The sequence below is a fragment of the Bordetella saccharivorans genome (assembly GCF_045862855.1).
In the GTDB taxonomy this organism is placed as follows: Bacteria; Pseudomonadota; Gammaproteobacteria; order Burkholderiales; family Burkholderiaceae_B; genus Bordetella_A; species Bordetella_A petrii_F.
Genome location: NZ_BAAFZO010000001.1, coordinates 1028576 through 1053276, shown reverse-complemented (window position 1 = coordinate 1053276; position 24701 = coordinate 1028576). Strand labels below are relative to the sequence as shown.

Sequence of the window (24701 nt, the reverse complement as noted above, 5' to 3'; positions counted from 1 at the left end):
TCTCCTTCATTTCCAGGTTGCCAGGGCCTGCTCGAGCGGCACCGTATGGGAGGGGGGCGAGAGGGCGGCCGGCAGGTCGCCGGTGCGCGGCGCGGGAGCCGGCGTGGGCGCGCCCTGCCAGGAAGCGAACAGGCCGCGCGCGCGATTGTGGGGATGATCGGGGGCCTCGCGCAGCGAGAGCACAGGCGTCACGCAGGCATCGCTGTCGGCGAAGTAACCGGCCCATTCGTCGCGGGTGCGGCTGGCGAAAGCCTGCGCCAAGGCCGCGCGGATGGCGGGCCAATGCGCGGCATCGGAGCGGTCGGGCAGGTGCGCAAGCGCGAGTTTCTCGAGCAGTTCCTGGTAGAACTGCGGTTCGACGGCGCCCACCGCCACGTGCTTGCCGTCGCGCGTTTCGTACACGGCGTACCAGGGTGCGCCGCCGTCCAGGGCATTGGCGGCGCGCCGGTCCTGCCACGTGCCGTTCGCCAGGCGGCCGTACGCGGCGGTCATGAGGCTGGCCACCCCGTCGATCATCGCGATGTCCAGCACGCGGCCTTGGCCGGATTGCCGAGCCTGCAGCACCGATGCCAGGATGCCCATCACCAGGAAGGCGCCGCCGCCGCCATAGTCGGCCACCAGGTTGAGCGGCACGACTGGCGACTGCGCGGTGCCGATCGCATGCAGGGCGCCGGTGGCGGCGATGTAGTTGATATCGTGGCCGGCGCGCAGCGCCAGGGGGCCGGCCTGGCCCCAGCCGGTCATGCGGGCATAGACCAGGCGCGGATTGGCCTGCAGGCACGGGCCGGGCCCGATGCCCAGCCTTTCCATGACGCCGGGCCGCATGCCCTCCATGAGCACGTCGGCGCGCGCGGCGAGCGCCAGGAAACCCGCCTGTCCCTGCGGCGACTTGAGGTCCAGGCACACGGCGCGGCGGCCGCGCCGCACCGGATCACGCTTGGTATCGTCCGGATCGCTGCCGGGGCGGTCCACGCGTATCAGCGACGCGCCCATGTCTGCCAACAGCATGCCGCTCCAGGGAACGGGTCCCAGCGAGGCGACTTCCAGCACTTTGAGTCCATCGAGTATGCGCATGGTCTTCCCTCAGATCACGGCGCGCTCTTGCAGGGCGGCCAGGGCGGCGTCATCCAGCCCGAGCAGCCCGCCATAGACTTCGGCGTTGTGCTGGCCCAGCGACGGCGCGGCGCAGGCTATCTCGCCCGGCGTACCGGACAGGCGCGGCACGATGCCCTGCATGGTGACCGGGCCCATGCGCGGGTGCTGGGTGGTGACCAGGTTGCCACGCGCCGCGTAGTGGGGGTCGCGGAAAATGTCTTCCACCGACAGCACCAGCGAGAACGGGATGCCATGGCGGTCGAGCGCCTGGCCGACCGCGTCGACCGGCCGCGCAGCGATCCAGTCTTCCACTACCTGGTTCAGTTCTTCGATGCGGCGCCAGCGCTGTTCATGCGTGGCCAGGCCGGGATCCTCGCCCAGGTCGGGGCGGTCGATGGCCTGCATCAGGCGCCGGAACAGCGTATCGCCCGAGATCGTCAGGATGATGTAGCGGCCGTCGCGGGTGGGGAAGGTCTTGCCCGGGGCGGCGGCCTGGTGCACATTGCCGGTGCGCTTGCGCACCATGCCGAGTCGGTCGTAGGCGGCGCACATTGAGTCGGTGAAGCGGAACATCGACTCATACAGGGCCAGGTCGATGTGCTGGCCACGGCCGCCTCCGGTGTCGCGGTGGTACAGCGCCATCATCACGGCGAAGGCGCCCATGGTGGCGGTGCTGTAGTCGGCCACCGAGACGCCCACGCGCACCGGCGGGCGGTCGGGAAAACCGGTCATGTCCATCACGCCGCTGAAGGCCAGGGCGATGCGGTCGTAGCCCGCGCGTTGCGCGTTCGGGCCGGTCTGGCCGAAGCCCGAAACGCTCAGCATCACCAGCCCCGGATTCACCCGGGCCAGCGCGTCGTAGTCCAGGCCCCAGCGCTCCAGCGTGCCGGGACGGAAGTTCTCCACCAGCACGTCGGCGCCCGCCACCAGGCGCTTGAGCAGGTCCTGCCCGGCTGCCTGGCGCAGGTCGAGAGTGATGGAGCGCTTGTTGCGGCCTTCCACCGTCCACCACAGGCCTTCCTCGTTCACGAACGGCCCCAGCCCGCGGATGGTGTCGCCCACGCCGGGCTGCTCGATCTTGATCACGTCGGCGCCGAAGTCGCCCATCAGCGTGGCAGCCACCGGCCCGGCCACCATGGTGCCCAGGTCGAGCACGCGCAGGGCGGTCAGCGGCCCGCTTTTCGCCGGCCCTTGTGCATCAGACATGCTGTTTCCCCTCTTCAGTTGATGGTCGCGCCGGAATCGCGCACGGCCTGGCCCCAGCGCTCGACTTCCGCGCGCAGGTGTGTCCTGGCGCGCTCCGGGCTGCCGCCGGCGATGACAAGCCCCTGTTCCTCGAGCGAGCGGCGCACGGCGTCGTCTTGCAGCACCTCGTTCGCGGTCGCGTTGAGCCGCGACACGATGGCTTCCGGCGTGCCGGCCGGCGCCGCCAGCGACAGCCATGAACTGGCCTCGTAGTCGCTCAGGCCGGCCTCCCGCATCGTCGGCACATCGGGCAGCAGCGGGGAGCGCGCGGCCCCGGTCTGCGCCAGCGCGCGCGCCTTGCCGGCCTCGATCTGCGGACGGGTGAGAAACAGCGTGTCGATGACGAAGTCGGTCTGGCCGGCGACCAGGTCCATGACCGCCGGGGCGCTGCCCTTGTAGGGAATGTGGTTCAGTTGCAGGCCGGCCTTGCTGGCGAACATGGCGGTGGCCAGGTGCGGGGACCCGCCAGGCCCGGAAGACCCGTAGGCCACCTTGCCGGGCGCCTTCTTCGCCATGGCGATCAGGTCCTGGAGGGTCTTGGCCGGCGAGTTCGACGGCACGATCAGCACCAGCGGCACCGAGATGACATCGACAACTGGAACGAAGTCCTTGAACGTGTCGTAGGGCCGCTTGGCGAACAGCGTGTGATTGATGGCGAACGGCGTCGTCATCCAGAGCAACGTGTATCCGTCGGCCGCGCTGCGGGCCACGGCCTCGGTGCCGATGATGGTGCCGCCGCCGCCCTGGTTGTAGACGATGACGGACTGTCCGAGGCGTTCGCCCATGCCCTTGGCGAGCACGCGCGCCACGGTATCGGAAGTGCCGCCCGGCGGGAACGGCACCACCAGCTTGATCGGACGGGACGGATAAGTGTCGGCCAGCGCGGCCGGCGATGGTACGGCGAGCAACAGCAGGCAGGCGGACAGCAGCTGCTTGAGCAGGTGAGCCATGGCTCTCTCCTCCAGGAAGCGGATTGGATGGGGCGGTGTCGCGGGCGGCCGCGCGGGGCGGTCAACGGCCGTGGAAGACCGGCGCGCGTTTTTCCTGGTGGGCCGCGAAGCCTTCAGCGCAATCGGCGCTGCCAGCCACGGCTTCCATCGCGTACTTGGCGCGGCCGAAGTGCTCGGTGGGGCCGACCGGCAGGATCGCCGTGGTGACGACGCGCTTGAGGGTCTTGAGCACCAGCGGCGCCATCTGCGCCATCTCGCGCGCCATGGCGAGCGCCGCCTCGACGTGCTGGCCGTTGGGCACGACGGCGTTGACCAGCCCTGCCTCGGCGGCGCGCCGCGCATCGAAGACCCGGGCCAGCAGCATCATCTCCATGGCGAGCTTGTGGGGGATCCGGCCCGCCAGGCCGGCGATCATGCCTTGGGTGAGGCCCAGCCTGGCCTCGGGGTAGGAGAACTTGGCGTTTTCGGCCGCCACGGCCAGGTCGGCCATCATGGCTAGCGTCAGCCCGCCGCCCACGCACCAGCCGGAGACGGCCACGATGATCGGCTTTTCGGTGGTGACGCCGACGGTGGGGACGCAGCGCCAGAGTTCCGGTACGTCGGCGACATCGGCGCCGGCGCTGAAGGCCTGGTCGCCGGCCCCGGTAAGCACCGCCACCCGTTGCCCGGAGGCATCGAAGGCCTGGAAGGCCTGCTGCAGTTCAATGGCCGTTCGCGAACAGATGGCGTTGCGCCGTTCGGGCCGGTTGATGGTGATGAGGGTGGTGCGGTCGGGGAAGTTCTGTACAGCAATCCTTTCCATGTCTCTCTCCATTTGGCCATGGCCTGGGGCGCGCGGCCTGGTTTTCAAAGCGGATCACTTGCTGCCTGGAACTGCGGGCTATTTATTATTTTCTATATAGTAGAAAATGAAATCTAGAATGTGGAAATAATAGGAGCGTTGGACAAGGCCGTCAACCCTGTATGAAAGACGCGGCGCCGTGGGGCCGAACCGATTTGGCGATAATTCGTCTTGCTCAATCGATTCTTCAGACTTCGGGGACGCTATCGGCATGAACAACACGCTCGTCAAGGGCATGCAATTGCTCGAATACCTGGCCAGGCACGGCGGCACGGCCGGCATCACCGAGCTGGGCGAGGCGCTGTCCATGGTGCCCAGCATGGTCCACCGGCTGTTGCAGACGTGGGTCGCGCTGGGCTACGTCAGGAAGGAGGGCAATGCCTACCGGGCCACCTTGAAGCTATGGCAGGTTGGCGTGCCGCTGGTCGAGCGGCTCGACGTGCGGTCGCTGTCCATGCCCGCCATGACGCGGTTGCAGCAACTGACGCACGAGTCGATCCTGCTGTCCGTGCTGGAGGGCGACGATATTGTCTTCATTGCCAAGCTCGACAGCCTGGAGAAAGTGCGGTCGCATACCGAGGTGGGCGGCCGGGCGCCGAGCGTGCGCACTGCGTCGGGCAAGATGCTGATCGCGACCCTGCCCGAGCACGCCCAGGCGCGCTACCGCGAACTGGCCGCCGCTGGCCATGCCGATGGCGGGGCGGCGGTGCGCAAGTTCGACGAGGACATCCGGCGCACGCGCGTGCGCGGCTGGGCCAGCAACCGGGGCGAATGGCACGACGATGTCTGTGGACTGGCGGCGCCGGTCATCGATCCCACCGGCCGCACCGTCGCGGCGATCGGCTTGTCGGGGCCGGCGTCGCGCCTGACGCTGGCCAGGGTGAAAGAGATCGTGCCGCTGGTGGTCGAGGCCGGCCGGCAGGCCAGCCTGGCCATGGCGGGCGAATCCGCGGACTGACCGGGCGTGGGCCATAATGCGATGTGGCGGCGCGGACCCGTCGGCGCCACCGCCACCTTCACTTGAGGCAATGAACACGCTGCGCGCCGTTTTCATTCTGGCCATGCTGGCCGCCGCGGCCCGCCCCGCCGCGGCACAGGCCTACGACCGCCATGGCCATGCCCTGGTCAGGGATGCCCATGGCTGGGTGTATGTCGACCGGGACCGGCGCCCCATCCTGCGGCCGTACATTTACGACAACGGGCCGGACTATTTCGAAGAGGGCCTGGCGCGGTTCGTGCAAGACGGCAAGATGGGCTTTCATGATGAAACCCTGGCCGTGGTCATCCCGGCCCGCTATGACTTCGCGTTTCCATTCGAAAATGGCGTGGCCAGGGTAGGCATGCGCTGCAAGTCGCGGCAGCACGGGGAGCATTCTTCCGTGCAGTGCGAACAATGGCAGGCCCTGGCGCGGCCTCCCTCCCGGTGAAGGCGGCGATTCAACGCGGGCAGGGGTAGGCGTGGCCCAGCGCTTCGACCACGATGCCGGCCGCCGGCTCGGCGCGGCGCGCCTCGGGCAGGTCGGCCAGGTAGTCGAGCACAGGTGCCGGCATGGCCTCGATGTCCAGGCCGGACGCCGGGCACCACTGCTTGCCCGTGGCGCTGTCGGCGATGCCCAGGATGTACGAGGTGGCCATCAGGGTCGACAGCATGGTGCGCTGCGCCGGATCCTCGATCCACGACGCGAGGCCGCCCTGCATGATGCCGTCGTAGAGTTCCTGGGCGGTGATGGGGCGATAGGGAGCGGGCTGCCGGTCGGCGCCGGCGGCTGGTGCCGCCGGGGCGGCGGCCGCTAATGCGGTAGCGAGCGCCAGGGCGGCCAGGCGCAAGCTGGCGCGACGTTCATGCTGGATCATGGCAGGGGTGTCGAAGCGGGATCACAGCTCCCATGTTATCAGCGCGGCCGGGCCGCGCTCCGCTGCGCCCCTTTCAAAAGACGCATGCCGCGAACCGGCGCCACGGCATCATTCGATGCGTATGCCGTGTTCGTCGGCTATCTTGCCCCAGCGGTCGATCTCGCCCAGCCAGAAGGCCTGGAATTCGGCTTGCGACATAGGCTGGGGCTGCACGCCGGCCGACTGCCAGGTCTGCACGATGTCCGGCATGGCCAGCGCCTGTTCGATGGCCTGGTGCATCCGTTCCAGGATGGGGCGTGGCGTGGCGGCGGGCGCCATCACGCCGTACCAGCTCGACACCGCGAAGCCGGGGGCGACGGTTTCGTTGAAGGTAGGCAGGTCGGGCAGGGCGGGCGAGCGCTCCTGGCTGGTGACGGCGATGGCGCGAACCGCGTTGGCGCGCGTCTGGGCCAGGGCCAGCGGCATGGTCTCGAACATCAGGTCGACCTGCCCGCCCAGCAAGTCGCTCATGGCCGGCGAACTGCCGCGATAGTGAACGGTCATGGCCTGCACGCCGGTCAGCGACTTGAACCATTCCATGCTCAGGTGCTGCAAGGTGCCAGGCCCGCCGGTGGCGTAGTTGGCCTTGTCGCCCCGCTGTTTCAGCCATGCCACCAATTCCTGGGGCGTGCGCACCGGCAGGCGGTTGTTGACGATGGCCACGTTGGGCGTGGTGCCGATGTTGGCCACGCCGACCAGTTCGCGGGCGGGGTCGAACACCAGGTTGCGGTTGACGGTGGCGCCGATGGCATGGTGGATGGCTCCCATCAGGAAGGTATAGCCGTCCGGCGCCGCCTTGGAGACATAGTCGGCCCCCACCATGCCGCCCGCGCCGCCCCGGTTCTCGACCACTACGGTCTGGCCCAGGATGTCGGCCAGTTTGGCGGCAAGCGGGCGGGACAGGATGTCCAGCGAGCCGCCCGCGGGAGCCGGCACCACCAGCCGGATCGGCTGCTGCGCCGGCCAGTCGGCGGCCCGGGCCGGCGCACCGGCGAGCAGGCCGGCCAGCGGCGCACAGCCGGCCAGCGCGAGGGCGGCGACCAGGCGGCGACGTCGGGAAGTTCCTGGGGGGCGGGTATGGTGCATGCTTGTCTCCTGCCGCGTCATGGCGCGGGTTGTTGGTAAACGCCTGGCTTGCGGCCCTAATGCTTGCCGTGCCCACGCGACAGCGGGCGCCTGGCGATCTCGGCGATGGCGCTCCAGTCCGGCGCGAAACCCAGGCCTGGCGCCTCGGGCAGCGGCAGCCATCCGGCATCCGGCACCGGCAAGCCGGTGTAGATCTGCTCGCAGACTTGCACCGCGACGGTGTGATATTCGATGAAACCGCCGTGCGCCAGGCCGGCGTGCAAGTGCATGTTGTGGAACGGCCAGGCGCCGCCATTGGCGATGGCGACGTTGCAGGCCTGCGCCATGCCGGCGATGCGCAGGCATTGGGTGTAGCCGCCGGTGATGGCGACGTTGGGCTGGACGATGTCGAGCGACTGCGCGTGGAAGAAATCGGCAAAGCGCGCGGCCTGTCCTTCGTTCTGCCCGCCCGCCAGCGGCATGGGCGCGCGCCGGCGCAGGTCGGCCAGGGCGCGCGCGTCGTTCTGCGTGACCGGTTCCTCGAAGAAGGCGATGTCGCAGTCGGCCAGGCGCATGGCCAGGATGCGCGCATGGTAGGGGTCGAGGCTGCAATTGGCATCGATGCACAGTTCGACCTGCGGGCCGACGCGCTGGCGCACGGCGCGCACACGCGCCTCGTCTTCCCGGATCAGGTCGGACAGCGGACGCGGCTCGTCGCGGCGCTGCAGGCCGTGGTTGCCGACTGTCATCTTCAGGCGCGAGAAACCGCGCGCGACCCATTGTGCGGCGGCTTCGGCAAGTTGTTCGCGATCCAGGAAATTGAAGCCGAAGGTGGCGTAGACCGGCACGGCGGGCCGCGCGCCGCCCAGCAGCCGCCACAAGGGCAGGCCGAGCCGTTGCGCCTTCAGGTCCCACAGCGCGATATCCACGGCCGCCATCGCATGCGCGGCATAGCCGCTCTGACCGCGCGGCGCCAGCAGCCAGTACAGGCGTTCCCATAGCTTCTCGGTGTCCAGCGCCGACGCGCCGACCAGCGCGTCGGCCGCGACGTGGTCGATGGCGGCGGCCACCACTTCTTCCTCGGTGATCGCCGTGAAGCCGCAGCCGGTGAGCCCGCATGCGGTATCGACGCGCACCAGCACGCACGACAGCGCGCTGCGCTTCTGGCCGCCCGGCACTTGCATGGCCACTTCGATATGCAGGGGGATGGCCTGGACCCGCTGGATGGTCAGGTCGTGCGCGAGGGCCCCGGGTGCTGCGTGCTGCATGATTGTCTCCGTGTCTGGATCGGCGCTCACCGCCTGGTTGCGGTTATAGGTTTGGCGACGCCGGACGGGCAATCGAGTTTTTTTCAAGCAGCTTTCGAGAAACCCGAAAGCATCAGCCCGCCGCCGCATCCAGCAGATGGGCGATCAGGCCCTGGGTCCCGGGCGACGGCTCGCGCTGCTGTGGCCAGCCGAGCATGAGCTGCCGCGTGGCCCAGGCGTCGCGCAGCGGCGCCTGGTGCAAGCGCCCCAAGGCGACATAGGGTTGGGCCACGCGGTCGGGCACGATGCCGACGCCGATGCCGCTTTCGGCCATGCGGCAGACGGCGTCGAAGCTGGTGACCTGGATGCGCAGGCGCAGCGCGCGGCCGGCCTCGGTGGCGGCGCGCTCCATCTGGGTCAGGATGGCGGTGCCGCGGTACAGGCCGACCTGGTCGTGCTGCAGCGTCTGTTCGAAGCGCAGCGCGCGCCGGTGGCGCGCCAGGCTGTGCCGCGGGTGCATGACGCAGACCAGGGTGTCGGTGCGGTAGGGGCGGCAGTGCACGTTGCCCGCCGCGTAGCCGCCGTCGAACAGGCCCAGGTCGGCGCGGTCGGTCTGCAGCATTTCGACGGCCGAGCGGCTGGTGTGTTCTTCGAGGTCGATGCGCACGCGCGGGTTGCCCTGCATGAAGCCGTTGAGGTCCTCGGGCAGGAACTGCACAATGCTGGCCGAATTGGCGACGACGCGGACGCGGTCTTCCACGCCATGCGCGTAATCGCGCAGGTCCTCTTCCATGGCGCCGGCCAGGCCCGCCATGCGGCGCGCGTGGGCGATGAAGATGTCGCCCGCCGGGGTGGGCTTGACGCCGCGCCGGTGCCGCAGCAGCAGGGCCACGCCGACCCGCGCTTCCAGGTCGCTGATGCGCTTGCTGGCGGCGGCCACCGATACGTGGCTGCGCGCCGCGCCCGCGCTGATGCTGCCGCTGTCGGCCACGGCGATCAGCAGACGCAGCGCGGCGATGTCGAGTTGGGACAGGGTGCTCACGATGGTCAGAGGTCCTGCAAGGCCAGCACGACTTGACCGGCGAACCATTGCACCGCGGGCTGGGCGGCATGGTAGGCATGCGTGTGCACGCACACCTCGAATTCCGGGATGGCCACCGGCAGCGGCAGCGATTGCAGATTCCCGTAGGATTCGAACACGCGCGCGACCCGCGACGGCAGGATCGCCATCAGGTCGCTTTGCGCGATCAGGCCGGGCAGGATGGTGAAGTGCGGGATGCGCAGCGCGATCTTGCGGTGCACGCCCTGGGCACGCAGGGTTTCTTCCATGCGCTGGTGCGCGAAGAAGGGCGACGATACCAGCACGTGCGGCGTGGCCAGGAAAGCGGCCAGCGACAGCTTGCCGCTGGCCGCCGCCGGATGCCCGCGCGCCATCAGGCAGACGTAGTGTTCGCGAAACAGCGGCTGGTTGCGCAGTTTGTCGTGCAGCATCGGCAGGTTGCCGACGGCGGCGTCGGCCTTGCCCGAGGCCAGTTGCTCGATCAGGGTGTCCACCGGCACTTGCAGCACCTCCAGGCTGGCCTGGGGCGCCACGCGCCGCAGGCGGGCCATCAGCGGCGGCAGGAAGCACAAGCCGCCGATGTCCGACATCGCGACCCGGAAGCGCCGCGTCGTGCTGGCCGGCACGAAGGGGCCGGCCAGCTCCTGGGTGCTGTCGATGCAGGCGAGCGCCTCCTGGAACGCCGCGTAGATCTGCTCGGCGCGCGGAGTGGGCGCCATGCCGCGGCCGTCGCGCACGAACAGGGCGTCGCCGTATGACTGGCGCAGCTTGGCGAGCCCGTAGCTGACCGTGGGCTGGGTCAGCGCCAGCCGCTCGGCCGCCAGGCTGACGCTGCCCGTCTCGAATACCGCCACCATCAGGCGCACCAGGTTCAGGTCGAGCCGGTGCGCCTCGCCGGCGTCAGGGGCGGAGGCCGCCATGCGTGTTGTCTCCCCGGCGCCGTGCGCCTGTGTGTTGTGGGTGTTTTATCGATGGATTCGATATGAAACATACTTGGCATCGATTGTATGGATTGTATGCCCGCTCCTACTATCGCCCAATACCCATTACATCGGCGCCCGCGCGGCAGCATGGCGCGGCGCCGTCAGGAGGCAGGCATGGAACGTTCTTTCGCGCGCGAGGTCGACAGTCTCTCGCTGGGCGCGGGCCAGGTTTTCCACGGCGAGGGTATCCTCGCCGTCACCAAGGCGCTGCTGCAGTCCGGCGTGAGCTATATCGGCGGCTACCAGGGCGCGCCGGTGTCGCACCTGATCGACGTGCTGGGCGACGCGCGGGGCTTGCTGCGGGAACTGGGCATCTACTTCGAGAACAGCGCTTCCGAGGCCGGCGCGGCCGCGATGCTGGGCGCCTCGATCCATTACCCGGTGCGCGGGGCGGTCACGTGGAAGTCCACGGTGGGCACCAATGTCGCGTCGGACGCGTTGTCGAACCTGGCATCGGCCGGCGTGAAGGGCGGGGCGCTGATCATCCTGGGCGAAGACTACGGCGACGGCTCCAGCATCATCCAGGAGCGCACCCACGCCTTCGCCATGAAGTCGCAGATCTGGCTGATGGACCCGCGCCCCAACCTGGCGTCGATCGTCAACGCGGTGGAGCAGGCATTCGAACTGTCGGAAGCCAGCCAGACGCCGGTGATGCTGCAACTGCGCATCCGCGCCTGCCACGTGCACGGCAGCTTCGCGTGCAAGGACAACGTGGCGCCGCGGGTATCGACGCGCCTGGGGCTGCGCGATGGCACGTTCGACTACGCCAAGATCAACCTGCCGCCCTCGACCTACGAGCACGAACGCCAGAAAGTGCAGGTGCGCTGGCCCGCGGCGCTGGAGCACATACGCCACGCGCGGCTGAACGAGCATTTTCCCGGGGCGCGCGCGAAGCTCGGGCTGGTCGTGCCGGGCGGGCTGTACAACGGCGTCATCCGGGCCCTGCAGCAGTTGGGGCTGGCCGACGCCTTCGGCGCCAGCCAAGTACCCATCTACGTGCTCAACGTGGTGTACCCGCTGGTCCCCGAGGAACTGCAGGCCTTCTGCCAGGGCAAGGACGCGGTGCTGGTGGTGGAGGAAGGCCAGCCCAATTACATCGAGGAAGCCTTGAATGCGCTGTTGCGCAAGGCGGGCGTGGCCACGCGGGTGCACGGCAAGGACGTGTTCCCGCTGGCGGGCGAATACACGGGCGAGATCATGCTGCGCGGCCTGGCGGACTACCTGCGGCAGGCCGAGCCGGCGGGTGACGGCGAAGCGCTGCACCAGGCCGCCCGGGCGCTGACCGGGTACAAGCAGGCGGCGCTCGAGGCGCTGGGCGAGCCGGTGCCGAACCGGCCGCCGGGATTCTGCGTCGGCTGTCCGGAGCGGCCGGTGTTTTCCGCGATCAAGCTGGCGCAGCAGAAGCTGGGGCCATTGCACGTGAGCGCCGACATCGGCTGCCACACGTTCGGCACGCTGGCGCCGTTCAACATCGGCAGCACCGTGCTGGGGTACGGCCTGGGGCTGGCCAGTTCGTCCGGCATCGCGCCGCTGATGCAAAAGCGGGTGGTCAGCGTGATGGGCGACGGCGGGTTCTGGCACAACGGTTTCACCAGCGGCGTCGTCAATGCCATGTACAACGGGCAGGACTCCGTGCTGGTGATCCTCAAGAACGGCTATACCTCGGCGACCGGCACGCAGGCGATTCCTTCCTCGCCTTCGCAGCCGGCGGCCAAGCCGCTGACGCTGGATATCGAAGCGGCGCTGCGCGGCGTGGGCGTGAAGTGGTTGCGCACGGTTCCCAGCTACCAGGTGGCCGACATGCGGCGTACCTTGGACGAGGCGATGAGCACGCCCGAAGGCGGGTTGAAGGTGATCATCGCCGACGGCGAATGCCAGCTGGAGCGGCAGCGCCGCCTCAAGCCGCTGACCGCGCGCAAGCTCAAGAACGGCGAACGCGTGGTGCGCACCCGGTTCGGCATCGACGAGGACGTGTGCACCGGCGACCATTCCTGTATCCGGCTGTCGGGCTGCCCGTCGCTGTCGATCAAGCCCAACCCCAGCGCGTTGCGCACCGACCCCGTGGCTACCGTCAACCAAGGCTGTGTGGGCTGCGGGCTGTGCGGTGAAGTGGCGCATGCGGCGCAGCTGTGCCCATCGTTCTTCAAGGCCGAGGTGGTGCAGAACCCGACCGCCTGGGAGCGGCGCGCCGACCGCTGGCGCCGACGCATCATCGGCGCGCTGGCCGGCCGCGCCCGCCGCCTCGAAGGAGCGTTGCAATGAGCATTCCCGCGCCGATCACCGTGCTGGTCGCCGCGCTGGGGGGCGAAGGCGGCGGCGTGCTGGCCGACTGGATCATCGCCGCGGCGCGCGCGCACGACTTCCCGGTCCAGAGCACCTCCGTGCCCGGGGTGGCGCAGCGCACCGGGGCCACCAACTATTACCTGGAAATCCTGCCGGCGCCGCGCGCGGCGCTGCAGGGGCGCGATCCGGTGTTTTCCCTGGTGCCGTATCCGGGGGACGTGGCGATCGTGGCGGCCTCCGAGCTGGTCGAGGCCGGCCGCATGCTGCAAGGCGGCTATGTCAGCCCGCACAAGACGGTGCTGGTGGCTTCCACGCACCGCGAGTTTGCCGTGTCCGAGAAGGCGGCGATGGGCGACGGACGCTATCGCGCCGAGCGCGTGCTGCGCGCGACCGAGGCGCTGGCCAGGCAGGCCGTGCTGTTCGACATGGCGGCCCTGGCGGCGCGCCATCGCACCGTCATCAATACCGTGCTGTTCGGCGCGATGGCCGGCAGCGGCGCCTTGCCGTTCAGCCGCGCGGCGTGCGAAGACGCCATTCGCCAGGCCGGCAAGGCGGTCGATGCCAGCCTGGCCGGCTTCGCGGCCGGCTACGAGCAGGCCCGGGCGGCTGGCGCCGGCATGCCGGATGCGCCCGCTGGCGCCGGGCCGGAACTTCCCGCCGCGGACGGTCAGCCCCATGCCGCGCCGGTGGCGCCGATGCCGGCGCGCGTCGCGGCCCTGCCTGTCCAGGTCAGGCCACTGGCCGACGCGGGCGTCGCCCAGCTTGTCGACTACCAGGGCCCGGCCTATGCGGACCTGTACTTGGACCGCATCGAGTCGATCCTGCAAAGCGAGCAGGCGCATGGCGGCGGGGGCCTGGACGTGACCCGCGAAACTGCGCGCTTCCTGGCCTTGTGGATGAGCTACGAAGATGTGATCCGCGTCGCCGACTTGAAGACGCGGCGCGAGCGGCTGGAGCGCGTCCGGCGTGAAGTGGGCGCGGCGCCGGACGAGCCGGTGCGCATGACCGAATTCCTGAAGCCGGGCCTGGACGAGTTGTGTTCGGTGTTGCCGCCCGCCCTGGCAGGATGGCTGCGCCGCCGCCTGGCCAGGCACGCCGGCCGCCTGGCCATGGGCTTGCGCGTGCGCACCAGCAGTGTGGGCGGTTTCGCGCTGCTGTGCCTCTTGCGCGGCTTGCGCCGCTGGCGCCCGCGCACCGAACGTTATGCGGTCGAGCAGCGGATGATGGGGCGCTGGCTGGCGGCCGTGCGCGGTTTGCTGGCGCACGATCCACGCGCCGCCCTCGAGCTGGCATTGTGCGGCAACGTGGTCAAGGGCTACGGGGAGACCAGCGAGCGCGGCCATCGCAGCCTGAGCGCCATCCTGGACGACGTGCAGGCGTGGCTGGATGCGGCCCCGGCCGGCGATAGCCCCAGGGAGCCGCTGGCCGGACGCATTGCCCGCGCGCGCGAGGCGGCGTTGGCCGACCCGCAGGGCCAGGCGCTGGCGCGCGCCCTGGACCTGCCGGCGCCGGAGCTGGTCGCGCATCCGCTGCGGTTCGTGCGCAAGCCCGCGTCGTCTTGAGGCGAGGCGGCCATGCAATTGAATGTCGCCGACTACCGCGAGCTGGCGCGTCGCGCGCTGCCGCGCTTCGTGTTCGATTATGTCGAGGGTGGCGCGGAGGATGAACGCTGCCTGCGCCGCAACGCGCACAGCCTGGACCGGCTGGGCTTGCTGCCCGGTGGCTTGCGCGACACGACCCGCGTCAATACCGGCGTGCGGGTGTACGGGCAGCACTGGGCCGCGCCGTTCGGCGTGGCGCCTGTCGGGCTCAACGGCCTGTTGCGCCCGGATGGCGATGTGCTGGCCGCGCGGGCGGCGGGCGCCGAAGGCCTGCCGTTCATCCTGTCGACCGCGTCCAACAGCCCGCTGGAGGCCGTGCGCGCCGCCACCGCCGGCCCTTGCTGGATGCAGCTGTATGTCATGCAGGCGCGCGACCTGGCCGCGCAGATCGTGCGGCGCGCGCGGCAGGCCGGGTTCGACGCGCTGGTGCTGACCATCGATGTGCCGGTCAGCGGCTACCGCGAGCGCGATGTGCGCAATGGCTTCGCGCTGCCCTTCAGGCCGGGGCCGGCCATGCTGTGGGACATGCTGGCCCACCCCCGCTGGCTGGCCCGCATGGCGCGCGCGGGCGCGCCGCAGTTCGTCAACCTGGCGCCGGCCGACGGCGCCGCGTCGGCCCAGGCGCAGGCCGCGCTGCTGTCGCGCGCCATGGACCGGTCATTGGTATGGGAGGACCTGGCCTGGCTCAGGTCCTTGTGGGACGGGCCGCTGCTGGTCAAGGGCGTGCTGCATCCGGACGATGCGCGTCGCGCCGTGGCGCTGGGCCTGGACGGGCTCATCGTATCCAACCACGGCGGCCGGCAGCTGGATGCGGCGCCCGCGGCCATGGACATGTTGCCGCGCGTGCGGGATGCCGTGGATGGCAAGGCGCTGGTATTCGTCGACGGCGGTTTCCGGCGCGGTTCGGATATCGCCAAGGCATTGGCCTGCGGCGCGCAAGGGGTAATGATGGGCCGGCCGATGGCATACGGGCTGGCCGCCGGCGGCGAACGGGGCGTGCGTGGCGTGCTGTCCTTGCTGCGCGCCGAACTGGAGCGCACCATGATCCTGATGGGGGTGCCGCATGCGGCGGGCTTTAACGCCGCGCATTTGTGCGTCCATGGCGCCGGCCCCTGACGGCGCCTGGTTCAGCGGATCTCCGGATAGCCGCGTGCCAGCGCCGCCTGCTCCATGTCTATCAGCGCCGCGTAGCGCGCGGGGTCGGGCGGCACGAAGCGCGCCACGTGCGCGTTGCGCAGCAGCGGCGCATCGCGCGGATCTGCATGCAGGATCAGCAGCGCGCGCGACAGGCGGGCGGCGACGGCCGCATCCACGTCGGGCCCGGCCACCAGCAACGGGTTGGGGGTCCAGGGCGTATAGGCCAGGGTACGCAGCCCGGCCAATGTGTCCGGGTCGTGCGCGCGCAGCAAGTCCAGGTACCAGCCGTCCACGGCGGTGAGATCGATTTGCTTGTCTGCCAGGGCGCGCAGCAGGCCGCGCGGGTTGCCGTATGGCCCTTTGGATTCGGCGAACCGCGAGCCGCCCGGCGGCATGTGCCGGGCCAGCGTGGCGCGCGGCGCGTTCCAGCCGGATTGCGAGTCGCGCACCATCCAGCCATAGCGGCTGCCGGCCGCGTCGGCCAGCGTGCGCCAGGGACTGTCGGCGCGCACCAGGAACTCGCTGCGATAGCGCGGCAACCCCCGATAGGCTGGCCAGGCCGGGACCACGCCGGCGATGGCAGTGTAGGCGCGCCCCGCCCGCAAGGCGGTGGCGTAGGGCCAGCCGCACATGAAGGCGCCGCACAGGCCGGGCCGGTCCCATAGTTCGCCGATGGGCGTCGGCCAGCCGTGTTCGACGAACCGGATCTCCAGGCCGGCGCGCGCGTGCGCGGCCTGGAGCAGCGCGTGCCAGGCCGCGCGCGCCGCGGGGGCCGCGTCGTACATGCGTGTGGAAGCGATCAGCTCCATGGCGCCGCGCCTAGGCGAACTTGAGTGTCTGGCCCAGGCCCATCTGGCGGGCCTTCTCCAGCATGGCATGGCCCAGCGCGATATCGGTGGTCGACAGGCCGCGGTGCCAGAACAGAATGGTCTCGTCGTCACGCTCGCGGCCCGGCTTCAGTCCGGCGACGACCTGGCCGATCTCGGCATGCAGGTTTTCCTCGGTGATGCGGTCGCTGTCGACATGGGCGCGCAGCGCGCCGTAGGGAAGTCCCTTGCGGCATTGGCCCCAGTCGTCGACGACCACTTTGCTCATGATGTCAGTCAGGCTCAATTCCACCGCGCTCATGGTGCCGTAGGGCATGACCAGCGCGCCGGGCTTGATCCAGGCAGTCTTGAGCAGCGGCGTGGGCTCGGGCAGGCGCGAGGCCTCGACGACGATGTCGGCGTCGCGCACGCAGGATTCCCAGTCGTCCACCACCTTGACCGGCTTGCCCAGGTCGCGCGACAAGCGCTCGCCGAATGCCTGGCGGCTTTCGGGACGGCGGGAATGCACGCGGATCTCGTCGAAATCGTAGAGGCTGTCGAGCAGGCGGACATTCCAATACGAGGTGCCGCGCGAGCCGATGTGGCCCAGCACCTTGCTTTGTTTGCGCGCCAGGTACTTGGCGCCCAGGGCGGTGACCGCGCCGGTACGCATGTCGGTGATGGCGGTGGCGTCGACGACCGCCAGCGGCTTGCCGTTGGCGGGGTCGAACAGGTTCAGCAGCGCCATCTCGGACGGCAGGTCGATCTTGTAGTTGTCGACAAAGTCGCTCACTACCTTCACGCCGGCCACGTGCAGCGGTTCGATATAGCCGCGCAGCACATTGAAATGGCCCTTGGCCGAGGATTCCGGCACCAGGTGCACGCGCGGTTCGATGACGGTCTTGCCGCGACCCTGGGCGTCCAGCGCGCTTTCGACGGCGGCGAGAATCTCGGCGTCGGTGAGCGCCAGCGCGCGCACGTCGGGGCCGTTCAGGTAGGTAATGTCGATGGACTGCATGAGGTCTCCTCGGTCATTGGATAGGCTGGATGCCGGCTTTCTTGACGATGGCCGACCACTTGCGGCTCTCGTCCTGGATGGTGCGGGCGAAGTCGACGCGGCTCGAGCCGGCCGGCTCGACGCCCAGGCCGGCGAACTTCTGGCGCACGGCCTCCTGGTGGACGGCGGCAGCGATATCGGCTTGCAGCTGGTCGAGGATTTCGGCCGGGACCGCGGCGGGCGCCACGATGCCGTACCAGGAGGTCACGTCGAAGCCGGGGTAGCCGCTTTCGGCCACGGTGGGAACGTCCGCCAGCTGGGGCAGGCGCGCGGGGCCGGCCACGGCCAGCGCACGCAGCTTGCCGGCCTGTATCTGCGGTAGCACCGTGGAGACCCCCGCGAACATCATGTCGACATTGCCGGCGACCACATCGTTGACCGCCGCAGCCATTGCGTTGTACGGGATGTGCCGCACGACAATGCCGGCCGACTGGTTGAGGAGTTCGCCGGCCAGGTGGGCGCCGCTGCCAGGCCCCGGCGACGCGTAATTGAGTTTGTCGGGATGCTGGCGGGCGTAGTCCACCAGCTCCTTGAAAGTGCGGGCGGGCACGCGCTCATTGACTACCAGCACATTGGGCGACGTGGCCAGCATGGTGACCGGCGCGAAATCCCTGGCGGTGTCGAAGGGCAGCTTGGTGTAGAGCAAGGGGTTGACGGTCAGGTTGCCCGCCGGCGCGAGGGCCAGCGTATAGCCGTCGGGCTTGGCGCGGGCCACGTAATCCATGCCGATGTTGCCGGACGCGCCGACCTTGTTCTCGATGATGACGGGCACGCCCCATTTGTCGCCGAGCTCCTGCCCGACGATGCGGGGCAGGGCGTCGGCAATGCCGCCGGCGCCGAATGGCACGACGATGGTGACGGGCCGCTCGGGATACTTGCCGCCGGCGGCGCATGCGACCGACGTGGACAGCGCGCCGGCCAGGATGGCGGCGCTCATGCGGATGACGAGAGAAGTATTCATGGTTTCCCCTGTGCAGGTCTCGCTGCTGTATCGGGCCGGCGCCTACTGTCCGGCGTCGCGGTCCCGTTCAAGAAAGCGGTCGGCGCGCGCGATGTCGGTGGCCAGCCGCCGGTCTTCCGACAGAAACGGCACTTGGTCGCGGAATGCCGCGAGCAGCGCGCCGGTGCCCTTGCCCAGCGCGCGCCGTGGATCGGCGCGCCTGCGCAGGTCCACGGCTTGCGCCGCATGAATCAGTTCGATGCCCAGCAGCGTGCGCAGCCGCTGCACTTGCCGTTGAACGCGTTGCGCGGCCAGGGGCGCGTTGGTGCCCACGTCTTCGATGTGGCCGGCCACCACCAGGGCATCCGACGAGACGGGCTGCGACAGCGCGCGGATTTCCGTGGCCAGCGTCGACACGGGTTTCTGGATGGTGGTGTAGGCCAGCGTCTTGCTGTCGGGCGACAGGAAGCGCGAGAGCTTCGAGAATGCGGGGTCGCCCAGGCGCAGCACGCGTTGCGCCGACGACTGGGCGATATGCGACAGCGCCACGCCGACCGACTGCAGCGGCAGCACCCATGCCGTGGGGTCGAAGCCGGCGCTGGGCAGCACCGCGCCGCGCACCGCGCCCTCGGTGACGTAGTAGCGCGCTTGCTGCGGATGAGCGCCCGGTGGCGGCGCGACGTCCAGCGCCACGGTGGGATTGTCGTCGGAACTGTTGATCTGGATGGCCAGCTGGGCCTCCAGCGCCCGCAGCGCGTCCCGGGCGGCGCCGTGGACCTGGCTGGCGGTACGGAAGCTCAAGGGATCCTGCGCGCGCTGCTCGTCGATTTGCCAGAGCGCACTGCCTTCCAGCATGCCGAGAATATGCCGGGCGGATTGGCGCTGTCCTGCATAAGGGCGTTGCGACTGCGTAGCCGGCAGCAACGGCGCGACGTTGCCGTTCAGGCCTTCCAGCGACAGCGCGGCGATCTCGTCGGCGCGGTCGACGAGCCGCCCGGCATCATGCGCGGCCAGGATGGCCAGGGCGGCGCCGTAGGCGTTCGAGCTGAGCAGGGACAGCGAATCCTTGGCGTAGGGCCTGACCGGTTCGATGCCCGCCTGGCGCAGCGCATCGGCCGCCGGCATGAGCTTGCCGCCGAGCTCCACTTGGCCTTCGCCCATCATGGCCAGGCCGATCTGGGGCAGGATGCCGATATCGGCTTCGCCGACCGAGCCCTGGCCGAGCACCACCGGCGTCAGCCCATGGTTGAGAAATGCCACATACTGGCGCACCAGCGCCGGGCTCATGCCGGTGCCGCCGAACAGCGCCGTATTCAGGCGCACCAGCATCGCGGCGCGGACGGCGTCGGCCGGCGCGGGTTCGCCATAGGCGACCGTATGCGAGAGCAGCATGCGGTGGTTGAAGGCCTCGGAGAGCGCGCGCGCCTCGTCCGACAGCGTGTCGCCGGAGAAAATCGTCTGGTCTTTGTTCTGGCCGACGCCGCGATTCAGGCCATAGACGGGCTGGCCCAGTCGCGCGTATTCGAGCAGCAGCTGGTGCGAACGGTCCACCCGCTGCCAGGCGTCATCGGTGGGAGCCACGGGCCGATGGCCGCGCGCCACGTCGAGCACCTGTGCCGTCGTCAGCGACCGGCCATCCAGCGCCAACGGCGCCAGCCGGGCAGTTGGGGCCGCAGCCGTCGCGGGCTGCGCGGTCGCCACGGCGGTGTTGCCCGCCTGTGCGCGGGGACCGTGCAGCACGCAGGCCGCGACGGCCACGGCCATGAGGACCTGGCCCGCCCTGCGGCGCCATGCCAGCGGCAGGGCCCTCAAGGCGCGGCTTGCAGTCGGTAGGGGATCATGCATCACGGCTCCTTGGGGGCAGAAGGCAGGGCTACGGTTGCAGCATGGGTAAATCGAGGCCGGCCGACCGGGCGCATTCGATGGCGATGTCGTAGCCGGCGTCGGCGTGGCGCATCACGCCGGTAGCCGGATCGTTGTGCAGTACACGGGCCAGGCGCCGGTCGGCCTCGGCCGTGCCATCGCACACGATGACCACGCCGGCATGTTGCGAGAAGCCCATGCCCACGCCGCCGCCATGGTGCAGCGACACCCAGGTGGCGCCGCTGGCGGTGTTGAGCAGCGCGTTCAGCAGCGGCCAGTCGGATACGGCATCGGAGCCGTCGCGCATCGATTCGGTTTCGCGATTGGGGCTGGCCACCGAGCCGGAGTCGAGGTGGTCGCGGCCGATCACAATGGGCGCGCTCAGCTCGCCGCTGCGCACCATTTCATTGAAGGCCAGCGCCAGCCGCGCGCGGTCGCGCACGCCGACCCAGCAGATGCGCGCCGGCAGGCCCTGGAAGGCGATGCGTTCGCGCGCCATGTCGAGCCAGTTGTGCAGGTGCTTGTCGTCGGGGATGAGTTCCTTGACCTTCGCGTCGGTCTTGTAGATGTCCTCCGGGTCGCCCGACAGCGCCGCCCAGCGGAACGGCCCGATGCCCTCGCAGAACAGCGGCCGGATGTAGGCCGGCACGAAACCGGGAAAGTCGAAGGCGTCGGCCACGCCTTCTTCCAGCGCGACCTGCCGGATATTGTTGCCGTAGTCCAGCGTGGCCGCGCCGCGTTGCTTCAGTTCCAGCATGGCGCGCACGTGCGCGGCCATCGACTGCCTCGCCGCCGCCACCACGGCGGCGGGATCGCCCTGGCGCTTGTCGCGCCAGACGTCCATGGACCACCCCTGCGGCAGGTAGCCGTTCAACGGGTCGTGGGCCGAGGTCTGGTCCGTCAGGCAGTCGGGCGTGATGTTGCGGCGAACCATTTCCTGGACGACGTCGGCGGCGTTGCCCAGCAGGCCCACCGAGACCGCGCGACCGTCGGCGCGGGCCTGTTCGATGATCGCCAGCGCCTGGTCGAGCGAGGTGGCCTTGACGTCGATATAGCGGGTGCGCAGCCGGAAGTCGATGCGCGATTCGTCGCATTCCACCGCGATCATGCTGAACCCCGCCATGGTCGCCGCCAGCGGCTGCGCCCCGCCCATGCCGCCCAGCCCGGCGGTGAGGATCCAGCGGCCCTTGGGGTCGCCGCCGAAATGCTGGTTGGCGACGGCGTAGAACGTCTCGTAGGTGCCCTGGACGATGCCCTGGGAGCCGATGTAGATCCAGCTGCCGGCGGTCATCTGCCCGAACATCATGAGGCCCTTGCGGTCGAGTTCGTGGAAATGTTCCCAGGTGGCCCAGTGCGGCACCAGGTTGGAATTGGCCAGCAGCACGCGCGGCGCATCGGCGTGGGTCTTGAAGACGCCGACCGGCTTGCCGGACTGGATCAACAGGGTTTCGTCGGCCTCGAGCCGGCGCAGTACCTCCAGGATCTTGTCGTAGGCCTGCCAGTTGCGGGCGGCGCGGCCGATGCCGCCGTACACCACCAGTTCGTGCGGGTGTTCGGCGACCTCGGGATCCAGGTTGTTCTGGATCATCCGGTAGGCGGCCTCGATCAGCCAGTTCTTGCAGCTCAGGGTGTTGCCGCGAGGGGCGCGGATGCTGCGCGAGGCGTCGTGGCGGGTGGGCGTGGGGGCGCTCATGGCGTGTCTCCGTCGGGTTTCTATTTGGACGCCGCAGTCCGGGCGGCCGGCGCGGACACCGTGGCATAGCCGCTGAGGCGATACGAGTTGCCCGGATGGATCAGGCGGGCGAAGGTCGCGACATGGGGCGCGGTCCAGGTGCGCCGCAGCACCTGCAGGCAGGCTTGCGGGCCTGCCAGGCCAAGCCAGCCGGCGACTTCGGCGTTGGGCAGGATGGCTTCGATGGTGTGTTCGACCGCCGAGAGGGGCGCGACGCGGCTCAGGTAGGCATTGGGGGTTTCCTGGCTGAAGTCCTGCTCGAGATATCCCGGGGCGGCCTGCGGATTGACGTAGCGGTCTTCCAGTTGCACCGCCACGCCGTTGTCCAGGTGCAGCAGGACTGAATGGAACACCGGGCTGCCGGGCGCGATGCCCAGCGCGATGGCGATACCGTCGGTGGCCGCGTCCTGTTCGAGCGTGATCACGCGGTTGCTGTAGTGGTGGCCGCGCTCGGCGATCTCGTCGGCGATGTTGCGCACTTCCAGCACCGGCAGTACGGGCCGGCGTTCGGCCACGAAGGTGCCCACGCCCTGGCTGCGCACCAGCATGCCGTCCTGCGTGAGTTCCAGGATGGCGCGGCGCGCGGTCATGCGGGATACGTCGAATTGCGCGGCCAACTGGTTCTCGGAGGGCACTTGTTCATTGACTGCCCACTGGCCCGATTCGATGTTCTCGATGATGTGCTGCTTGATGCGGGCATAGGGGGCCAGGGGCTGGTCGCGTAGCGTGGCGTTCATGGACAGGATTCCGAAAAGCGATGTCGACAGGAGGATTTAACTTGGATATACAAGTATAGTCAAGTAAACTTTGGTGCTATGCATATCCCGAAAGGAGCCGTTCCATGGAGCATCAGGGAATACCCCAGGCCTGGGATACCTTGGTCGTCAATGCCCGGCTGGCCACTTTCGCGCCCGGGCGCGCGGGTGATTACGGGGTGGCCGACGACGCGGACGCGCTGGCGATCGCCGGCGGCCGCATCGCCTGGATCGGCCGCGCGGCCGAACGGCCGGCCCGGACGCGGGTGGCGGCCACTGTCGACGCTGGCGGCCAGTGGGTCACGCCCGGCCTGGTCGACTGCCACGCGCACCTTGTGTACGCGGGTTCGCGGGCGCGCGAATTCGCATTGCGGCTGAAGGGCGCCAGCTACGAAGAGATCTCCCGCGCGGGCGGCGGCATCGCCTCGACTGTGCGCGCCACGCGCGAGGCCGGCGAGGCCGCCCTGTTCGAGCAAGCCCGGCCGCGGCTCAAGGCGCTGATGCGCGAAGGTGTCACCACCGTGGAGATCAAGTCGGGCTATGGGCTCGATCGCGACACCGAGCTCGCCATGTTGCGCGCGGCGCGGCGCCTGGGCGAAATGGAAGCCGTCACGGTGCGCACGACCTTCCTGGGCGCGCACGCACTGCCGCCGGAATATGCCGGCCGGGCCGATGCCTATATCGACCATGTCTGCGACGAGATGCTGCCCGCAGTGGCGGCCGCCGGGCTGGCCGATGCCGTGGACGCCTTCTGCGAGAACATCGGCTTCGATGCCGGACAGGTCGAACGGGTGTTCAAGGCCGCCGCGGCGCTGGGCCTGCCCGTGAAATTGCATGCCGAACAGCTGAGCAACCTGGGCGGCAGCAAACTGGCGGCGCGCTTCGGCGCGTTGTCAGCGGACCATCTCGAGCACCTGGACGAGGCGGGCGCGCGCGCGCTGGCCGCGGCCGGTACGGTGGCGGTGTTGTTGCCCGGCGCCTATTACTTCCTGCGCGACACGCACACGCCGCCCATTGCCTTGCTGCGTCAGCACGGGGTGCCGATGGCGGTGGCGACCGATTGCAATCCCGGCACGTCGCCGTTCGCGTCGCTGCTGCTGATGTTGAACATGGCCTGCACGCTGTTCCGCATGACGCCGGCGGAAGCCTTGAACGGCGTGACATACGCCGCGGCGCGCGCGCTGGGCATGGCCGACCGGGTCGGTAGCCTGGAGGTGGGCAAGCAGGCCGACCTGGCATTCTGGCCGGCAACCGACCTGGCCGAGCTCTGCTACAGCTATGGCACCCATGCGCCGGCCCGGGTCCTGCATGCCGGCATCGAACGGGCCTCGTGAGGCCAAATGATATGATGACCGGGCCGGCAGCCTTGCCGGGGGAGATACAGATTGACCACGCCCCCACCCGTTCCCGCCAGGAAAAAAACCCTGTCGGCCCAAGTCGCCGATGAGTTGCGCGCCCGCATCGAGAGCGGCATGTACGCGCCGGGCGACAAATTGCCCACCGAGCCGGTGCTGGTAGAGAAGTTCGGCTTCAGCCGCACGGTCATCCGCGAAGCCATCGCCACCCTGCGCGCCGACGGCCTGCTGGAATCGCGCCAGGGCGCCGGGGTGTTCGTGCTGGGGCCGCGCCAGTCGCCCGAGACCCTGCTGCTGTTCACCCACGCAACCGACAAGATCTCGGACATCATCGAGGAACTCGAGCTGCGCATCGGCATCGAGGTCGAGGCCGCCGGCCTGGCCGCCGCCCGCAGCTCGCCAGCCCAGGAGGCGGCCATCCAGGCGGAGCTGGACCGGTTCGGCGAGCTGATGGCGGCCGGGCAGTCCACCGACGACTCCGACTTCCGCTTCCACATGGCGATCGCCGCGGCCACCAACAATGGCCGCTTCAAGGCGTTCCTGGAGCACATCGGGCGGCGCATGATCCCGCGCGTGAAGTTCCGCACGGTGATGGGCGGGATCGACCCGCTGCCGAACCGCGACCACATCATCCTGGCCGAGCACACCGAGATCGCCGAGGCCATCTTCGCCAACGACGTGGACCGCGCGCGCGACGCCATGCGGCGCCATCTGCTGTCGGGCATCCAGCGCTATCGCGCCGTCACGCGCCGCAAGGCGGCCAGTGCTTCCGAGGATTGACACTGCCTGAATA

22 protein-coding genes are annotated in these 24701 nt (G+C 69.5%); 7 read left to right on the top strand and 15 right to left on the bottom strand.

Going from position 1 to position 24701, the window contains the following annotated elements:
- Positions 1-6: 6 nt before the first annotated feature.
- The 4 genes from ACKTT0_RS04995 to ACKTT0_RS04980 form a co-directional block, all read right to left on the bottom strand.
- Positions 7-1074: a CaiB/BaiF CoA transferase family protein gene (locus ACKTT0_RS04995; RefSeq protein WP_407848632.1), complete on the bottom strand. Its 1068-nt coding sequence runs from the start codon at positions 1072-1074 to the stop codon at positions 7-9.
- Positions 1075-1083: 9 nt separating this feature from the next.
- The gene (locus ACKTT0_RS04990; protein ID WP_407848630.1) at positions 1084-2301 is read right to left on the bottom strand and encodes a CaiB/BaiF CoA transferase family protein; all 1218 of its coding nucleotides are present in this window, start codon (positions 2299-2301) and stop codon (positions 1084-1086) included.
- A gap of 14 nt (positions 2302-2315) precedes the next feature.
- Complete coding sequence (locus tag ACKTT0_RS04985; RefSeq protein ID WP_407848628.1) at positions 2316-3290, bottom strand: tripartite tricarboxylate transporter substrate binding protein; 975 nt, start codon at positions 3288-3290, stop codon at positions 2316-2318.
- 61 nt (positions 3291-3351) lie between these two features.
- Positions 3352-4092 carry an enoyl-CoA hydratase/isomerase family protein gene (locus ACKTT0_RS04980; RefSeq protein WP_407848626.1) on the bottom strand — a complete coding sequence of 247 codons (741 nt, stop codon included), beginning with the start codon at positions 4090-4092 and terminating at the stop codon, positions 3352-3354.
- Positions 4093-4342: 250 nt separating this feature from the next.
- Between ACKTT0_RS04980 and ACKTT0_RS04975 the strand changes: the two genes are divergently transcribed.
- Together ACKTT0_RS04975 and ACKTT0_RS04970 are read left to right on the top strand one after the other, a co-directional pair.
- On the top strand, positions 4343-5089 hold the full coding sequence (locus tag ACKTT0_RS04975; protein ID WP_407848624.1) for an IclR family transcriptional regulator: 747 nt from the start codon (positions 4343-4345) through the stop codon (positions 5087-5089).
- Between the two features lie 70 nt (positions 5090-5159).
- Positions 5160-5558, top strand: coding sequence for a WG repeat-containing protein (locus ACKTT0_RS04970; RefSeq protein ID WP_407848623.1), 399 nt, complete (start codon positions 5160-5162; stop codon positions 5556-5558).
- 10 nt (positions 5559-5568) lie between these two features.
- On the opposite strand, the gene ACKTT0_RS04965 is transcribed toward ACKTT0_RS04970, so the two are convergent.
- From ACKTT0_RS04965 to ACKTT0_RS04945, 5 genes are all read right to left on the bottom strand, one after another.
- On the bottom strand, positions 5569-5985 hold the full coding sequence (locus ACKTT0_RS04965) for a Rap1a/Tai family immunity protein (protein ID WP_407848621.1): 417 nt from the start codon (positions 5983-5985) through the stop codon (positions 5569-5571).
- A gap of 108 nt (positions 5986-6093) precedes the next feature.
- Complete coding sequence (locus tag ACKTT0_RS04960; protein WP_407848619.1) at positions 6094-7110, bottom strand: Bug family tripartite tricarboxylate transporter substrate binding protein; 1017 nt, start codon at positions 7108-7110, stop codon at positions 6094-6096.
- Positions 7111-7166: 56 nt separating this feature from the next.
- Positions 7167-8357, bottom strand: a complete 1191-nt coding sequence (locus ACKTT0_RS04955) for a mandelate racemase/muconate lactonizing enzyme family protein (RefSeq protein ID WP_407848617.1) — start codon at positions 8355-8357, stop codon at positions 7167-7169.
- A 112-nt stretch (positions 8358-8469) separates the two neighbouring features.
- On the bottom strand, positions 8470-9378 hold the full coding sequence (locus ACKTT0_RS04950) for a LysR family transcriptional regulator (protein ID WP_407848615.1): 909 nt from the start codon (positions 9376-9378) through the stop codon (positions 8470-8472).
- A 5-nt stretch (positions 9379-9383) separates the two neighbouring features.
- The gene (locus ACKTT0_RS04945; RefSeq protein WP_407848613.1) at positions 9384-10316 is read right to left on the bottom strand and encodes a LysR family transcriptional regulator; all 933 of its coding nucleotides are present in this window, start codon (positions 10314-10316) and stop codon (positions 9384-9386) included.
- 177 nt (positions 10317-10493) lie between these two features.
- Here ACKTT0_RS04945 and ACKTT0_RS04940 point away from each other — a divergent pair, with 177 nt between their 5' ends.
- Genes ACKTT0_RS04940 through ACKTT0_RS04930 form a run of 3 tightly spaced genes read left to right on the top strand, consistent with a single transcriptional unit; the run spans position 10494 to position 15379 of the window.
- Complete coding sequence (locus ACKTT0_RS04940) at positions 10494-12641, top strand: thiamine pyrophosphate-dependent enzyme (RefSeq protein WP_407848611.1); 2148 nt, start codon at positions 10494-10496, stop codon at positions 12639-12641.
- Positions 12638-14224, top strand: a complete 1587-nt coding sequence (locus ACKTT0_RS04935) for an indolepyruvate oxidoreductase subunit beta family protein (RefSeq protein ID WP_407848609.1) — start codon at positions 12638-12640, stop codon at positions 14222-14224. Before ACKTT0_RS04940 ends, ACKTT0_RS04935 begins: the two co-directional genes overlap by 4 nt.
- 12 nt (positions 14225-14236) lie before the next feature.
- On the top strand, positions 14237-15379 hold the full coding sequence (locus tag ACKTT0_RS04930; protein WP_407848607.1) for an alpha-hydroxy acid oxidase: 1143 nt from the start codon (positions 14237-14239) through the stop codon (positions 15377-15379).
- 11 nt (positions 15380-15390) lie between these two features.
- Here the strand turns inward: ACKTT0_RS04930 and ACKTT0_RS04925 are convergent, their stop codons facing one another.
- The 6 genes from ACKTT0_RS04925 to hutC are packed head-to-tail and all read right to left on the bottom strand — an operon-like array spanning position 15391 to position 22535.
- The gene (locus tag ACKTT0_RS04925) at positions 15391-16209 is read right to left on the bottom strand and encodes a phosphate/phosphite/phosphonate ABC transporter substrate-binding protein (RefSeq protein WP_407848605.1); all 819 of its coding nucleotides are present in this window, start codon (positions 16207-16209) and stop codon (positions 15391-15393) included.
- Between the two features lie 10 nt (positions 16210-16219).
- Entirely contained in the window at positions 16220-17224 is a 1005-nt protein-coding gene (locus tag ACKTT0_RS04920) for an ornithine cyclodeaminase family protein (RefSeq protein WP_407848603.1), read from the bottom strand.
- A gap of 13 nt (positions 17225-17237) precedes the next feature.
- Positions 17238-18224 (bottom strand): Bug family tripartite tricarboxylate transporter substrate binding protein, encoded by a 987-nt coding sequence (locus ACKTT0_RS04915; protein ID WP_407848601.1) that lies wholly within the window; start codon positions 18222-18224, stop codon positions 17238-17240.
- 42 nt (positions 18225-18266) lie between these two features.
- Complete coding sequence (locus ACKTT0_RS04910; protein ID WP_407848599.1) at positions 18267-20048, bottom strand: HAL/PAL/TAL family ammonia-lyase; 1782 nt, start codon at positions 20046-20048, stop codon at positions 18267-18269.
- A gap of 28 nt (positions 20049-20076) precedes the next feature.
- The gene (hutU, locus tag ACKTT0_RS04905) at positions 20077-21759 is read right to left on the bottom strand and encodes a urocanate hydratase (protein ID WP_407848597.1); all 1683 of its coding nucleotides are present in this window, start codon (positions 21757-21759) and stop codon (positions 20077-20079) included.
- 20 nt (positions 21760-21779) lie between these two features.
- Positions 21780-22535, bottom strand: coding sequence for a histidine utilization repressor (gene hutC / locus ACKTT0_RS04900; protein ID WP_407848595.1), 756 nt, complete (start codon positions 22533-22535; stop codon positions 21780-21782).
- 104 nt (positions 22536-22639) lie between these two features.
- On the opposite strand from hutC, the gene hutI reads away from it, so the two are divergent.
- Both hutI and ACKTT0_RS04890 read left to right on the top strand, forming a co-directional pair.
- Complete coding sequence (hutI, locus tag ACKTT0_RS04895) at positions 22640-23887, top strand: imidazolonepropionase (RefSeq protein ID WP_407848593.1); 1248 nt, start codon at positions 22640-22642, stop codon at positions 23885-23887.
- A gap of 51 nt (positions 23888-23938) precedes the next feature.
- Positions 23939-24688 carry a FadR/GntR family transcriptional regulator gene (locus ACKTT0_RS04890; RefSeq protein WP_407848591.1) on the top strand — a complete coding sequence of 250 codons (750 nt, stop codon included), beginning with the start codon at positions 23939-23941 and terminating at the stop codon, positions 24686-24688.
- Positions 24689-24701: the final 13 nt, after the last annotated feature.